This window comes from Stenotrophomonas sp. Nf1, from assembly GCF_003028475.1.
GTDB lineage: Bacteria > Pseudomonadota > Gammaproteobacteria > Xanthomonadales > Xanthomonadaceae > Stenotrophomonas.
On record NZ_PYTV01000007.1, the window covers coordinates 136,697 to 149,866 of the forward strand.

Consider the following 13,170-nt stretch of genomic DNA (forward strand, 5'->3'; position numbering starts at 1 on the left):
CACTCTGCCGCCCCTCGTGGAGCGCCCACCGATGATGGTGCCGGCGCCCGAACCCGACCTGCATCATGGCGTGCTTGAGCGCATCAACGCCGGTTTCTGTGTGATCCAGGTGCTGTTCGAGGGCGAGCGTGCCGTCGACTACCGTTTCATCGAAGTCAACGACGCCTTCGAACGCCATACCGGGCTGAAGGATGCGCGGGGCCAGCGCATGACCGCGCTGGAGCCGAACCATGAGCAGGACTGGTTCCGGATCTACGGCGACGTGGCCCGCAGCGGCCGCCCGGCCCAGTTCGAGATGGAAGCGCGCGCGCTGGGCCGCTCGTTCGCGGTCGATGCGGTGCGCGTGGGCCGGCCCGGCGAGGACAAGGTCGGCATCCTGTTCTTCGACATCACCGCCCGCAAGCAGATGGAAGTGGAACTGGGCGAGAGCGAAGCGCGCTTCAGCGCACTGGCCGACGGCCTGCCGATGCCGGTGTGGGTACTCGACGAACGTGGCCACGCCCGCTTCGTCAACAGTGCCTTCAGCGAATTCTTCGGTGGCGACGAAACGCGCGTGCCGGAGGATGTATGGCGCGGCCTGGTGCATCCCGATGACGCCTCGGTGTTCGAGTACGAACTGCAGGAGGCGCTGAAGGCGCAGCGTTCGATGCATGCGCTGGTGCGTGCACGCCGTGCCGATGGCCAGTGGCGTTGGCTGGAGATGAATGCACGCCCGCGCTTTTCGCGCATGGGCCGTTTCATCGGCCTGGCCGGCAGCAGCCCGGACGTGACCGAACGTCGCGAGATCGAGCTGGCGCGTGAGGAGCTGCTGCAGTCCGAGCGGGCCGCGCGCAGTGCCGCCGAGAACATGGCGCGGTTGAAAGACGAATTCCTGGCCACGCTGTCGCATGAACTGCGTACGCCGCTGACCACCATCCTGGGATGGAGTGAACTGCTGCTGCAGCGCGTGGACAACACCAGCCCGCTGTTCAAGGGCCTGAACGTGATCGCCAACAGCGCCGCGGCGCAGAAGCGCCTGATCTCGGACATGCTCGACCTCAGCAGCATGCTGCTGGGCAAGGTGCAGCTGGAAGTGGAGGTGCTGGACCTGCGTGACCTGCTGGGTGAAGCCATCGGCGCGCAGGAGCTGGTGGCCGAAGGCAAGGCGCTGGACGTCACCCTGCAGCTGCCCGAACAGCCCAGCCAGGTGCTGGGCGACGCCACCCGCCTGCAACAGGTGTTCTGGAACCTGCTGTCGAACGCGATCAAGTTCACTCCGGCCGAAGGCCGCATCGATCTGCAGCTGCAGTCCGACGGCAACCACTGGGTGATCACCGTGCGCGACAGCGGCGACGGCATCGCGCCGGAATTCCTCAACCACCTGTTCAGCCGCTTCCGCCAGGCCGATGGCACCACCACCCGCCGTCATGGCGGCCTGGGCCTGGGCCTGGCGATCGTGCAGCAGCTGGTGGAACTGCATGGCGGCACCGTCACGGCTGCCAGCGAGGGCCATGGCCACGGCGCCACCTTCACCGTGCGCCTGCCCAAGCACATCCCGGACGCCGAACGGCGGCCGCTGCGTGAAGTGATCAGCGGGCCGATCCTGGAACCGGTGATCGTCGAGCCCTATCCGCTGCGTGGCATGCACGTGCTGGCGGTGGAAGACCAGCCGGAAGTGCTGGAGTACCTGCGGCGCATGCTGGAAGAGCAGGGGGCCAGCGTGTCGGCAGCCAGTTCGGCCGGCGAAGCCTTGGCGCTGCTGGCCGACACCGGCCACCTGCAGTATCACGTGATGCTGACCGACATCGGCATGCCCGGCATGGACGGCTATGGCCTGGTGCGCACGCTGCGCGAGGACATGGGCGTGGATGCGGCCACCCTGCCGGCGGTGGCGGTGACCGCGCTGGCACGTGCCGATGATCGTCGGCGCGCGCTGGCATCGGGCTTCCAGGAACACGTGGCCAAGCCGTACTCGGTGGCACAGCTGGTGTCTGCGGTACGCAAGGTGCAGGTGCCGCGCGCCGACAGCGCGCTGCACTGAGCATTCACGGCCGATCGGCGACCCTGTACGCAGGAGGTCGCCGATGTCCCGCACAGCTCCCCGTATCCATACCGATCCGGCGCAGATCGCGCGCCTGGAAGCCCTGCTGCCACAGCTGGAAGGCGAAACGCAGGTGCAGCTGACCCTGCACGATGGCCGCCGCCTGCTCGGCACGGTGGCGGTGAAACCGACCGTGCAGCAGTATCGCAACGATGCCGGTGATGAAGGCAGCAATGGCCAGCTGCGCCTGGATGACTACGACACGCCGGTGCAGCAGCACCATGTGTGGCTGGATGAGATCGCCAGCATCGACCGGTTGCCACCGAGGGTTTGACGGCAACCTGCCGAGCCCATCCACGCATGGCGTGGATCTACCAGAGATTGCAGTAGAGCCACGCCATGCGTGGCTGCTGCGCTCAATGCTCGAACAGCGTCGGCGTGGCCTCGAACCGCCGCGCATAGGCGCGTTCCTCGGCCACCCGCGCCACTTCGTCATCGGCCAGGTCCGGTGCACCGTACACCGCATAGGCCACGCTGCCGTCGGCGCCATGGCCGACCTGGTGCAGCCGGTAGCGCGAATGGCCGCCGCCGGTGTCCTCGGGGTAATGCACGGGCGGATGGCTGCCTTCCAGGTCCATTTCACTGTTGTCGACCACGCCACCGACGAACAAGGCTCGCATGCAGGTTCTCCTGAGGTTTGCGGGGGAGCCTCTACCCTGAACGTTTCAATGTTGCTGGCACATCAAGGGCCCGTTCGGGTTTCGCAAAACCGGCGCCGGGGCGGGCCCGGCCAAGCCGGTACAATGGACGGCCCTCACGCTTGAAGTACCCGCGCCGATGGCCTCCAGCGACGACGCCCCCCTGCAGACCCTGCTCCTGCCGTTCTCCCAAGGCGCCCTGCGCTGGCCGGAGGGCACGGTGGCCTTCCTGCGCGCCCGCGATGGCTGGCCGCTGCGCGAAGTGGCCGGCAACCGCGAGCTGCACTGCGAACAGAGCTTTGCCCCGTTTGCGCAGCCGCTGCAGCAGGCCGCTGGCTGGACCGTCAGCGGCCAGCTGGACGATGTGGCCGGCAAGGGCCGCTACCCGCTGGTGCTGGTGCTGCCGCCGCGTCAGCGCGAGGAAGCCCGGGCGCTGTTCGCCCGCGCGCTGGTGCTGGTGGCCGACGGCGGCCGCATCGTCGCCTGCCAGTCCAACAATGAAGGCGCGCGCTCCGGTGAAGGCGATCTCAAGCAGCTGGCCGGCCTCGGCGGCAGCCTGACCAAGAACCATTGCCGCGTGTACTGGACAGCACCGATGCAGGGCCAGCACGACGCCGACCTGGCCAAGCGCTGGGGCGCCCTGGACGCGGTACGCCCGATCGTCGGCGGGCGCTTCCTCAGCCGCCCGGGCGTGTTCGCCTGGGACCGCATCGACCCGGCGTCGGCGCTGCTGGCCGAGCATCTGCCGGCCGAACTGGCCGGCCGCGCCGCCGACCTCGGTGCCGGCTACGGCTACCTGTCGCGCGAGCTGCTGGAGCGCTGCCCGAAGATCACCGCGCTGGACCTGTACGAGGCCGAGCAGCGTGCCCTGGCGCTGGCCGAACTGAACCTGGCACCGCCGCCGCGCCCGCTGCCGCTGCGCTTCCTGTGGCGTGACGTCACCGCCGGCATCGAGCCGGGCTACGACGTCATCATCAGCAATCCGCCGTTCCACACGCCGTCGCGTGCCGACCGCCCGGACATCGGCCAGCGCTTCATCGCCGTGGCCGCGCAGGCGCTGCGCCCGGGCGGGCGCCTGTATGTGGTGGCCAACCGCCATCTGCCGTACGAGCACACCCTCAACGACAGCTTCGGCGCGGTGCGCGTAGTGGCCGAGCGCGACGGCTTCAAGCTGGTCGAAGCGGTGAAGGGGAAGGGCCGATGAAGCTGGTCAAGCACATCGCCAACCTGGGCTATGGCAGCCGCAAGCAGGTGCAGTGGATGTTCCGCGAAGGCCGCGTGACCGACGCCGAGGGTGAAGTACTGTACGCCGATGACCAGGTGCCTCACGAGGCCATCCGAGTTGATGGTGAGCCGCTGGATCCGCCGGCGGGCCTGTCGATCGCGCTGCACAAGCCGGCCGGCTACACCTGCTCGACCAAGGACACCGGCCGCCTGATCTACGATCTGCTGCCGCCGCGTTTCCGCGACCGCGACCCGGTGCTGTCCACCGTCGGCCGGCTGGACCGGGACACCAGTGGCCTGCTGCTGCTGACCGACGACGGTGGCCTGCTGCACCGGATCATCTCGCCGAAGTCGAAGCTGCCCAAGGTCTACGAAGTGGAACTGGGCGAGGATCTGCGCGGCGACGAAGTGGCGCTGTTCGCCAGCGGTACGCTGATGCTGGAATCGGAGAAGACCCCCCTGCTGCCGGCTGAACTGGAAGTGCTGGACGCGCGTCGTGCGCGCCTGGTGCTGCACGAAGGCCGCTACCATCAGGTACGCCGCATGTTCGCCGCCACTGGCAACCACGTGCAGGCCCTGCATCGCAGCCGCGTTGGCGGCCTGGACCTGCAGGGGCTGGACGAGGGGCAGTGGCGGCAGCTCACGTCCACCGACCTGGATACGCTGTTCGCTCCATGACCGCCATCGCTGCGCTGCCGTTCCTGCCCGCTGCCGTCATCTTCGACATGGACGGCCTGATGATCGACAGCGAGCGGGTCTCGCTGGCCTGCTGGAGCGAGGCCGCCGATGCGTTCGGCCTGGGCCTGGATGAGGCGGTGTTCCTGCGCATGGTCGGCCTGGGCGACCGCGATTCGCACGCGCTGCTGCGTGCACAGGGCATCGAGGACAGCGTGATCGAAGCGGTGGCCGCGCATTGCCATGAGCTGTACGAAGCGCGCACCCAGACCGGCCTGCCGCTGCGGCCGGGCATCCTGGCGCTGCTGGAACTGCTGAAGGCGCACGCGATTCCGCGCGCGGTGGCGACCACCACGCGGCAGCCGCGCGCCAACCGCAAGCTGGCCGCGGCTGGCCTGCTGCCGTACTTCGATGTGGTGATCACCAGTGGCGATGTGGCGCGGCCGAAGCCGGCGCCGGACATCTACCTGCTGGCCGCACAGCGGCTGGGCCAGGCGCCCGAACGCTGCCTGGCGCTGGAGGATTCACCGGCCGGTACGCGCGCCGCCCTGGCGGCGGGCATGACCGTCATCCAGGTGCCGGACTTGGTGCACCCGGACGAGGAACTGCGCGCGCTGGGCCACCGCATCGTCGGCTCGCTGGTGGACGCGCACGCGCTGCTGCTGCCGCTGCTGCCGAAATAACCGGGGTTGGCAGTCGAGCAAGCTCGACTCTACATTCATGGGTGGGTGCCCACCTTGACTGCTTTGGTGGGTGCCGACCGTTGGTCGGCACGCTTCACCGCTCTGGTAGGTGCCAACCTTGGTTGGCACGCCCCCAATCCCCGGTGGGTGCCGACCGTTGGTCGGCACACCTGCCCTCATCACACCCGCCCGAACACCAGCGCCGCGTTGGTGCCACCGAATCCGAAGCTGTTGGACATCACCGTGTCCAGCTTCTGCTCGCGGCTCTCGCGCAGGATCGGGAAGCTCTCCACCTTCGGGTCCAGCTCGCCGATGTTGGCCGAGCCGGCGACGAAGCCATCGCGCATCATCAGCAGGCAGTAGATCGCCTCGTGCACGCTGGCCGCACCCAAGGAGTGCCCGGACAATGCCTTGGTCGAGGACAGCGGCGGCACCGCATCGCCGAACACTTCGCGGATCGCGTTGAGCTCGGTGACATCGCCCAGCGGGGTCGAGGTGCCGTGGGTGTTGAGGTAGTCCAGCGGGCGATCGACGCCCTGCAGTGCCATCTTCATGCAGCGCACCGCGCCTTCACCGGACGGCGCCACCATGTCGGCACCGTCGGAGGTGACGCCATAGCCGATCAGTTCGGCATGGATGTGCGCACCGCGTGCAACGGCGTGGTCGTAATCCTCCAGCACCAGCATGCCGCCGCCACCGGCGATGACGAAGCCGTCGCGGTCCTTGTCATACGGGCGCGAGGCGCTGGCCGGGGTGTCGTTGAAGCTGGTCGACAGCGCGCCCATCGCATCGAACATCACGCTCATCGACCAGTGCAGGTCTTCGCCGCCACCGGCGAACATGATGTCCTGCGCGCCGTGGCGGATCATGTCCGCGGCCGCGCCGATGCAGTGCGCCGAGGTCGCGCAGGCGGCCGACAGCGAGTAGCTGACGCCCTTGATCTGATAGGCGGTGGCCAGGCAGGCCGAGACCGTCGAGCACATCGTGCGCGGCACCATGTACGGGCCGACCTTGCGCACGCCGCGCTCGCGCAGCAGATCGACCGCACCGATCTGCCATTCGCTGGAGCCGCCGCCGGAGCCGGCGATCAGGCCGGTACGAAGGCTGCTGACCTGCTCGGCGCTGAGCCCGGCATCGGCGATGGCATCGCGCATGGCCAGGTAGGCGAAGGCCGCCGCATCGCTCATGAAGCGCTTCTGCTTGCGGTCGATCAGTGCCTCCAGTTCGAGGTCGACACGACCACCCACCTGGCTGCGCAGGCCGGCCTCGGCATGGTCGGCCAGTGCGGTGATGCCCGAGCGGCCTTCGCGCAGCGCGCTGGAGACGGTATCCAGATCGTTGCCGAGGCAGGACGTGATGCCCATGCCGGTGATGACGACGCGACGCATCAGAAGCTCCCGGTTTCGGTGAACAGGCCCACGCGCAGGTCGCGGGCGCTGTAGATTTCGCGGTCGTCCACGTACATGCGGGCGTCGGACTGGGCCATCACCAGCTTGCGGTTGATGACGCGGCTGATGTCGATCTCGTAGCGCACGAGCTTGGCCTCCGGCAGCACCTGGCCGGTGAACTTCACCTCGCCACAGCCGAGTGCGCGGCCCTTGCCGGGCGCGCCCAGCCAGGTCAGGTAGAAGCCGGTCAGCTGCCACATGGCGTCCAGGCCCAGGCAGCCGGGCATCACCGGGTCGCCGATGAAATGGCAGCCGAAGAACCACAGGTCCGGGCGGATATCCAGTTCGGCGCGTACCATGCCCTTGCCATGCGGTCCGCCGTCCTCGCGGATTTCGGTGATGCGGTCGAACATCAGCATCGGGTCGTTGGGCAAACGGCCGGCAGCGCTGCCGAACAGTTCACCGCGTGCGCTGGCCAGCAGCTGTTCGCGGTTGAACGCGTGGAGACGGGTCATGAAGCACAATCCTGGAAGCGGGGAAACAGGGAAACAAGCGCTCGAGCATGCCCGTGGAAACTGCGCCGATCAAACATTTCAACCGTACGCAACCGTAGTGTTTTCAAGGGAATACGCGCATCCTGTTGATGTGCAACGACCATACTTCGGCGTGTGGCCCGCACCGCCTGTCCCCGCCTCTTCCACCTGACATGACCCGACTGCGCAAGATCATCCACGTCGACATGGACGCGTTCTACGCGTCGGTGGAGCAGCGCGACGATCCCTCGCTGCGCGGCAAGCCGGTGGTGGTGGCCTGGCGCGGCGCGCGTTCAGTGGTCTGCGCGGCGTCGTACGAGGCGCGGGTGTTCGGTGTGCGTTCGGCGATGCCTGCCGTGCGCGCTGAACGCCTGTGCCCGGATGCGATCTTCGTGCCGCCCGACTTCGCACGTTACAAGGCGGTGTCACAGCAGGTGCGGGCGATCTTCCTGCGCCATACCGACCTGGTCGAGCCGCTGTCGCTGGACGAGGCCTACCTGGATGTGACCGAACCGAAGAGCGGCATCGAACTGGCTACCGAGATCGCCCGCACCATCCGCGCGCAGATCCGCGAGGAAACGAACCTGACTGCTTCAGCCGGGATTGCGCCGAACAAGTTCCTGGCCAAGATCGCCTCGGACTGGCGTAAGCCCGATGGCCAGTTCGTGATTCCGCCGCAGCGCGTGGATGCGTTCCTGGCACCGTTGCCGGTGAACCGCGTGCCGGGCGTGGGCAAGGTGATGGAAGGCAAGCTGGCCGCGCGCGGCATCGTCACCTGCGGCGATCTGCGGCAATGGGCGCTGATCGATCTGGAAGAGGCCTTCGGCAGCTTCGGCCGCAGCCTGTACAACCGCGCACGCGGCATCGACGAGCGCCCGGTGGAACCGGACCAGCAGGTGCAGTCGATCTCGTCGGAGGACACGTTCGCCGAGGACCTGCTGCTGGAAGACCTGGGCGAGGCCATCGTGCAGCTGGCCGAAAAGACCTGGAAGGCCACCCGCAAGACCGAGCGCATCGGCCACACCGTGGTGCTGAAACTGAAGACCGCGCAGTTCCGCATCCTCACCCGCAGCTTCACCCCGGAGCGCCCGCCGGAGTCGATGGAAGAGCTGCGCGACATCGCATTGGCGCTGCGCGCGCGCGTCGACCTGCCGGCCGCGACCCGTTACCGCCTGGTCGGTGTCGGCCTCGGTGGCTTCCGCGAAAAGGAGCCGGTGGTGCAGGGGGAATTGTTCGAGCACGAACCGAACGATCGCTGCTGATCGTTCATCCACGCATGGCGTGGATCTACAAACCGGGGTCAGATCCGTTTCCCGAAGGAAACGGATCTGACCCCATCGGCATTCCGTGGCAGAAGAATCCCTCTACTTCACGGCCATTGCATCTCGCCCTTGGCCACTTTCGCGCTCAGTTCCAGTGATGCTTCGCCGGCCAGCGTCGGGTAGCGCGCCTGCATCGCCTTCACCAGTGCTGCACTGTCCCTGGCCTTCGCCGTCTCGGCATCGAAGGCACGGATGTAGGCGGCAGTGAAGCGCAGCGCGCTGGCGTCCAGCGCCGCACCGGGTGCGTAGTGTCCCGGCACCACCACCTTCGGCTTCAGTGCCTGCAGGCGTTGCAGCGTCTGCAGCCAGTCGGCGTGCGACTTCGGCGTCTGCGTATCGGCCATCCACACATGTTCACCGGCCACCACCGGAATGCCGCCGACGATCGCACGCAGCGAGGGCACCCACAGCACGCTGCGGTCCGGGGTCGGACCGTCCAGACCGATCAGCGGCAGGCTTTGGCCTTCCAGCTGCAGGGCATCGCCGTCGAGCACCTGCGGCAGCACGATGCGTGCGGGTGCATCGGCGCCCATCTTCGGCCCCCAGTAGGCCAGCTTGCCGGCCTGGGTCTGCTGGATGTGGGCGACGGTCTGTGCGGTGGCAACGATGCGCGCCTGCGGAAACGCATCCTGCACGGTAGCCAGGCCGAAGTAGTAGTCCGGATCGCCGTGGCTGATGTAGATCGTGGTCAGCTGCTTGCCGCTGGCGCGGATCAGATCCACCAGCCTGCGCGCATCGCTGGCACCGAACTGCGCATCGACCAGGATCGCGTCGTGGCGGCCCTCGATCAGTACCGAAGACACCGAGAACATCGCCTGCGGGCCAGGATGGAAGGTCTGCAGGTGCAGCTGGGATTTCGCTGCCGTGGCCGGTGCCGGCGCCGCCGGGGCGGCCAGCAGCGGAGTGCTGGTGAAGCTGGCGGCCAGGGCAATGGGAAGCAGCAGGGCGGCGGTACGCATGGGCAATTCCTTGTGTAGAGCCGAGCCATGCTCGGCTGTATTTTCACGGAAAGCCGAGCGTGGGCTCGGCTCTACAGGGCACGCGCGTCGATCAATACGCGGCAGTGATGATCTGCTTCGGGTACTGATGCGCCTCCAGCTCGGCGACGAAGGCGGCGCCGTAGTCGGCATAGCTGATGCGGCTGTGGCCGCTGGCGTCGGCCAGGAAGGCCTTGGGCTGCACGCGGTACTGGCCACGTTCTTCGCCCGGGCCGATTTCAGCGGCCGGCGAGAAGAAGGTCCAGTCCAGGTCGTCCACCGCCTGCAGGCGCTTGAACGCTTCGCGGTGGGCCAGCGCGTACGGCTTGTAGGCCTCCGGGAAGCTCGGGGTATCGACCAGCTGCACGCCCGGCGCGACTTCCAGGCTGCCGGCGCCACCGACCACCACCAGGCGCGGCACACCGGCCTTGCGTGCGGCCGCAGCCAGCTGCGCGGCCACTTCGCCGACGCGGCCGACGTCATCCCCCGGGCGCGGGCCGTAGGCGCTGGCCAGCACGTCGTGGCCGGCGATGGCGGCCACCAGGGCGTCCTGGTCATCCAGCGAGGCGATCACCGGATGCGCGCCGGCCAGTTCGGCCGGCAGGTCCTGCGCGCTGCGCACGATGACGGTGAGTTGATGGCCGCGGGCCAGCGCGTGGCGGGCGATCTGGCGGCCGATATTGCCGGTGGAACCAACGAGGGCGATCTTCATGGCAGGACTCCGTGGGGCGGTGTGGGGTGGGAATGGGGCCACTCTAGGCCGCTGCAGTCGCTCGAAAAACAGCGTATAACGCGCTTGTTTGTTGCAGGAATCGAGCAGATGGACCGATTGACCGCCATGACCGTGTTCGTCGAGGTGGCCGAGCGCGGCAGCCTCACCGCCGCCGCCGAGGTGCTGGACATGTCGCGGGCGATGGTCACCCGCTACCTGGCCGAGGTCGAGGGTTGGCTGGGCGTGCGCCTGCTGCACCGGACCACGCGCCGGATCAGCCTGACCGGTCCCGGCGAAGCGGCACTGGTGCGCTTCCGGCAGATGCTGGCCATCGGCGAGGAGCTGCAGGGCGAACTGGCCAGCGACGATCCCGAGCCGCACGGCACGCTGCGGGTGACGGCCAGCGTGTCGTTCGGACAGAGCCACCTGGCGCGTGCGGTGGCCGGCTTCGTCGCGCGGCACCCGGCGGCGCGCATCGAGCTGCTGCTGGTCGATCGCACGGTCAACCTGGTGGAGGAACGGGTAGACCTGGCGGTGCGCATCGCCCGCCAGATCGACCCGAGCCTGATCGCGAGACGGCTGGCCACGTGCCGCTCGGTGCTGTGCGCGACCCCCGCCTACCTGCAGCTGCACGGTACCCCCACTGCGCCTGAGCATCTGGCCGCGCACAACTGCCTGACCCATCACTACGTCGGCAAGAGCCTGTGGCAGCTGCACCGCGATGGCCGCTCACTCTCGGTGGCGGTGGGCGGCAACATCAGCGCCAACGAGGCGTCGCTGTTGCTGGAAGCGGTGCGTGCCGGCGCCGGCATCGCCATGTTGCCGACCTACCAGGTGGCGCCGCTGCTGCGCAGTGGTGAGCTGATCGAGCTGTTGCCCGAGTTCAGTCTGGACGAGCTCGGCATTCATGCGGTGTACGCATCGCGGCGCCAGCAGCCCGTTATCATGCGGAGATTCCTGGACTTCCTGGCCGAATGCTTCGCCAGCCCGTCCTTCCAGGATCTGGATTGGCGCCCACCGGGCAAGGAGAACGCATGAACCATGGACAGGCCCTGATCGACCACAACCGTGCTGCCTGGGACCGCCAGGCCAGCGAGGTGCGCGAATGGTCGCGCCCCGTGGACAGTGCCACCGTCGCCGCCGCCCGCGAAGGGCGATGGCAGGTGCACCTGACCCCGCGCGCGCTGCCGCTGGACTGGCTGGGTGATGTGCGCGGCCGCCGCATCCTGTGCCTGGCCTCTGGCGGCGGCCAGCAGGCGCCGGTACTGGCGGCGGCCGGTGCCGAGGTCACCGTGTTCGACCTTTCCGATGGGCAGCTGGAACAGGACCGTGCGGTGGCCGCGCGCGATGGCCTGCAGTTGCGCACCGTGCAGGGCGACATGCGCGATCTGCACGCCTTCGCCAGCGGCAGCTTCGATGTGGTGTTCCAGCCGATCTCCAATCTGTACGTGCCCGACGTGCGCCCGGTGTGGAACGAGTGCCACCGCGTGCTGGCCCGCGATGGCCTGTTGATGGCCAGCTTCTACAACCCGGTGCTGTTTGTCGGTGCACGCGATCCGCAGCTGGATGCGCAGGGCCTGATCCGGCCGCAGTACGCCATTCCCTACTCGGATCTGGAAGACCTGGCGCCGGCCGAGCGCGAAGCGAAACTGGCCCGTGGCGATGCATTGACCTTCGGCCACAGCCTGACCGAACTGCTTGGCGGCCAGCTCGACGCCGGCTTCGTCATCGATCGCTTCATGGAAGACTGGCAGCCACAGCCACGCTTCCTCATTGATCGTTATCTGCCCACCTTCCTGGCCACGCGCGCGCGCCGCATCGGTTGAGGCCGGTCCGGCAGGAAAACCGGCGGCGTACAATGGACGGCTCCACGTCGTGCAGGTGCCGTCCCTTGTCGTATCCCTATCCGCTGGTTGTGTTCGATCTTGATGGCACGCTGGTGGACAGCGCCGCCGATATCGCCGAAGCGCTGAACCGCACGCTGGAGCAGATCGGCGTGGCGCGCGTGCCCGAGTCCACCGTGCTGGGCTGGATCGGCGACGGCGTGGGCCGGCTGGTTGAACAGGCCATGCAGGCGGCCGGTCGCAAGGTCGATCTGGCCGCCGTGATGCCAGTGTTCATGGTGCATTACCGCGACTGCCTGCTGCGCAGCCCGCAGCTGTTCGAAGGGGTGACCGGCGCGCTGGCGCAGCTGCGTGCCCGCGACGTGCCGCTGGCAATCTGCACCAACAAGCCCGAAGCCCTGGTGCCGCCGCTGCTGCAGCACCTGGGCATCGCCGATGCGTTCGCGCTGGTGCTGGGCGGTGATTCGCTGCCACAGCGCAAGCCCAGCGGCGAGCCGCTGCGCCACATTGCTGCCCATTTCGGGTTGCCGGTGGAGGACTGCCTGATGGTCGGTGACTCGCTCACCGATTACCGCGCCGCCGAAGATGCCGGCATGCCGATCGCACTGGTGCGCTACGGCTATCCGCGCGGCCTGGATCTGGCCACCGCGCATGCAGTGGCGGTGATCGATGACCTGCGCGAACTGCCGGGGTTGCAGGGTTGATGCAACGGACAACGCCGGTCGTCGGGCGGTAACCCGGGCCAACGCAACGGGTAGTGCCGGCCGCTGGCCGGCAACCCGCAATGCGTTGCCGAAGATGGCGATGTTGCCGGCCAGCGGCCGGCACTACCTCGGCTGGTAACGCACGCTCAGCGGGTACTCGCGGCCTGCGGTCGAACACGTTGGCCGCGACGCAATGGGTAGTGCCGGCCGCTGGCCGGCAACCCGGAATGCGTTGCCGAAGATCACGATGTTGCCGGCCAGCGGCCGGCACTACCTCGGCTGGTAATGCACGCTCAGCGGGTACTCGCGGCCTGCGGTCGAACACGTTGGCCGCGACGCAATGGGTAGTGCCGGCCGCTGGCCGGCAACCCGCAATGCGTTGCCGAAGAT

General features: G+C 68.1%; 14 protein-coding genes. 9 read left to right on the forward strand and 5 right to left on the reverse strand.

Annotated features, from left to right (window positions below):
• Positions 1–31 precede the first annotated feature (31 nt).
• Positions 32–2,020: an ATP-binding protein gene (locus C9412_RS14090; protein WP_107232199.1), complete on the forward strand. Its 1,989-nt coding sequence runs from the start codon at positions 32–34 to the stop codon at positions 2,018–2,020.
• 43 nt (positions 2,021–2,063) lie between these two features.
• Positions 2,064–2,354: a DUF3247 family protein gene (locus C9412_RS14095; RefSeq protein WP_107232200.1), complete on the forward strand. Its 291-nt coding sequence runs from the start codon at positions 2,064–2,066 to the stop codon at positions 2,352–2,354.
• A gap of 82 nt (positions 2,355–2,436) precedes the next feature.
• Here the strand turns inward: C9412_RS14095 and C9412_RS14100 are convergent, their stop codons facing one another.
• Entirely contained in the window at positions 2,437–2,700 is a 264-nt protein-coding gene (locus tag C9412_RS14100) for a hypothetical protein (protein WP_005407925.1), read from the reverse strand.
• A gap of 157 nt (positions 2,701–2,857) precedes the next feature.
• On the opposite strand from C9412_RS14100, the gene C9412_RS14105 reads away from it, so the two are divergent.
• Genes C9412_RS14105 through C9412_RS14115 form a run of 3 tightly spaced genes read left to right on the forward strand, consistent with a single transcriptional unit; the run spans position 2,858 to position 5,300 of the window.
• The gene (locus C9412_RS14105; RefSeq protein ID WP_107232201.1) at positions 2,858–3,922 is read left to right on the forward strand and encodes a methyltransferase; all 1,065 of its coding nucleotides are present in this window, start codon (positions 2,858–2,860) and stop codon (positions 3,920–3,922) included.
• Complete coding sequence (locus C9412_RS14110; RefSeq protein ID WP_107232202.1) at positions 3,919–4,620, forward strand: pseudouridine synthase; 702 nt, start codon at positions 3,919–3,921, stop codon at positions 4,618–4,620. Before C9412_RS14105 ends, C9412_RS14110 begins: the two co-directional genes overlap by 4 nt.
• Entirely contained in the window at positions 4,617–5,300 is a 684-nt protein-coding gene (locus tag C9412_RS14115) for an HAD family phosphatase (protein WP_107232203.1), read from the forward strand. Before C9412_RS14110 ends, C9412_RS14115 begins: the two co-directional genes overlap by 4 nt.
• A 179-nt stretch (positions 5,301–5,479) precedes the next feature.
• On the opposite strand, the gene fabB is transcribed toward C9412_RS14115, so the two are convergent.
• Positions 5,480–6,688, reverse strand: coding sequence for a beta-ketoacyl-ACP synthase I (gene fabB, locus C9412_RS14120; protein ID WP_107232204.1), 1,209 nt, complete (start codon positions 6,686–6,688; stop codon positions 5,480–5,482).
• Positions 6,688–7,203: a 3-hydroxyacyl-[acyl-carrier-protein] dehydratase FabA gene (fabA, locus tag C9412_RS14125; RefSeq protein WP_107232205.1), complete on the reverse strand. Its 516-nt coding sequence runs from the start codon at positions 7,201–7,203 to the stop codon at positions 6,688–6,690. Before fabA ends, fabB begins: the two co-directional genes overlap by 1 nt.
• A gap of 191 nt (positions 7,204–7,394) precedes the next feature.
• Here fabA and dinB point away from each other — a divergent pair, with 191 nt between their 5' ends.
• Positions 7,395–8,483, forward strand: coding sequence for a DNA polymerase IV (gene dinB, locus C9412_RS14130; protein WP_107232206.1), 1,089 nt, complete (start codon positions 7,395–7,397; stop codon positions 8,481–8,483).
• Between the two features lie 107 nt (positions 8,484–8,590).
• On the opposite strand, the gene C9412_RS14135 is transcribed toward dinB, so the two are convergent.
• Both C9412_RS14135 and C9412_RS14140 read right to left on the reverse strand, forming a co-directional pair.
• A complete protein-coding gene (locus tag C9412_RS14135) occupies positions 8,591–9,502 on the reverse strand; it encodes an MBL fold metallo-hydrolase (protein WP_107232207.1) in 912 nt (303 codons plus the stop codon).
• Positions 9,503–9,593: 91 nt separating this feature from the next.
• Positions 9,594–10,232 carry an NAD(P)H-binding protein gene (locus C9412_RS14140; protein WP_107232208.1) on the reverse strand — a complete coding sequence of 213 codons (639 nt, stop codon included), beginning with the start codon at positions 10,230–10,232 and terminating at the stop codon, positions 9,594–9,596.
• A 108-nt stretch (positions 10,233–10,340) separates the two neighbouring features.
• Here C9412_RS14140 and C9412_RS14145 point away from each other — a divergent pair, with 108 nt between their 5' ends.
• The 3 genes from C9412_RS14145 to gph all read left to right on the forward strand — a co-directional run bounded on the left by C9412_RS14145 (position 10,341) and on the right by gph (position 12,780).
• Entirely contained in the window at positions 10,341–11,270 is a 930-nt protein-coding gene (locus tag C9412_RS14145) for a LysR family transcriptional regulator (protein ID WP_107232209.1), read from the forward strand.
• Entirely contained in the window at positions 11,267–12,058 is a 792-nt protein-coding gene (locus C9412_RS14150; RefSeq protein ID WP_107232210.1) for a class I SAM-dependent methyltransferase, read from the forward strand. Before C9412_RS14145 ends, C9412_RS14150 begins: the two co-directional genes overlap by 4 nt.
• A gap of 65 nt (positions 12,059–12,123) precedes the next feature.
• Complete coding sequence (gene gph / locus C9412_RS14155) at positions 12,124–12,780, forward strand: phosphoglycolate phosphatase (protein WP_107232211.1); 657 nt, start codon at positions 12,124–12,126, stop codon at positions 12,778–12,780.
• Positions 12,781–13,170 lie beyond the last annotated feature (390 nt).

Coding starts and splice junctions, on each gene's coding strand:
- fabB (WP_107232204.1), bottom strand. CDS start 6,688: ATGCGTCGCGTCGTCATCACCGGCATGGGCATCACGTCCTGCCTCGGC.
- C9412_RS14100 (WP_005407925.1), bottom strand. CDS start 2,700: ATGCGAGCCTTGTTCGTCGGTGGCGTGGTCGACAACAGTGAAATGGAC.
- C9412_RS14110 (WP_107232202.1), top strand. CDS start 3,919: ATGAAGCTGGTCAAGCACATCGCCAACCTGGGCTATGGCAGCCGCAAG.
- C9412_RS14095 (WP_107232200.1), top strand. CDS start 2,064: ATGTCCCGCACAGCTCCCCGTATCCATACCGATCCGGCGCAGATCGCG.
- C9412_RS14150 (WP_107232210.1), top strand. CDS start 11,267: ATGAACCATGGACAGGCCCTGATCGACCACAACCGTGCTGCCTGGGAC.
- C9412_RS14140 (WP_107232208.1), bottom strand. CDS start 10,232: ATGAAGATCGCCCTCGTTGGTTCCACCGGCAATATCGGCCGCCAGATC.
- C9412_RS14090 (WP_107232199.1), top strand. CDS start 32: ATGATGGTGCCGGCGCCCGAACCCGACCTGCATCATGGCGTGCTTGAG.
- C9412_RS14145 (WP_107232209.1), top strand. CDS start 10,341: ATGGACCGATTGACCGCCATGACCGTGTTCGTCGAGGTGGCCGAGCGC.
- C9412_RS14115 (WP_107232203.1), top strand. CDS start 4,617: ATGACCGCCATCGCTGCGCTGCCGTTCCTGCCCGCTGCCGTCATCTTC.
- fabA (WP_107232205.1), bottom strand. CDS start 7,203: ATGACCCGTCTCCACGCGTTCAACCGCGAACAGCTGCTGGCCAGCGCA.
- dinB (WP_107232206.1), top strand. CDS start 7,395: ATGACCCGACTGCGCAAGATCATCCACGTCGACATGGACGCGTTCTAC.
- C9412_RS14105 (WP_107232201.1), top strand. CDS start 2,858: ATGGCCTCCAGCGACGACGCCCCCCTGCAGACCCTGCTCCTGCCGTTC.
- C9412_RS14135 (WP_107232207.1), bottom strand. CDS start 9,502: ATGCGTACCGCCGCCCTGCTGCTTCCCATTGCCCTGGCCGCCAGCTTC.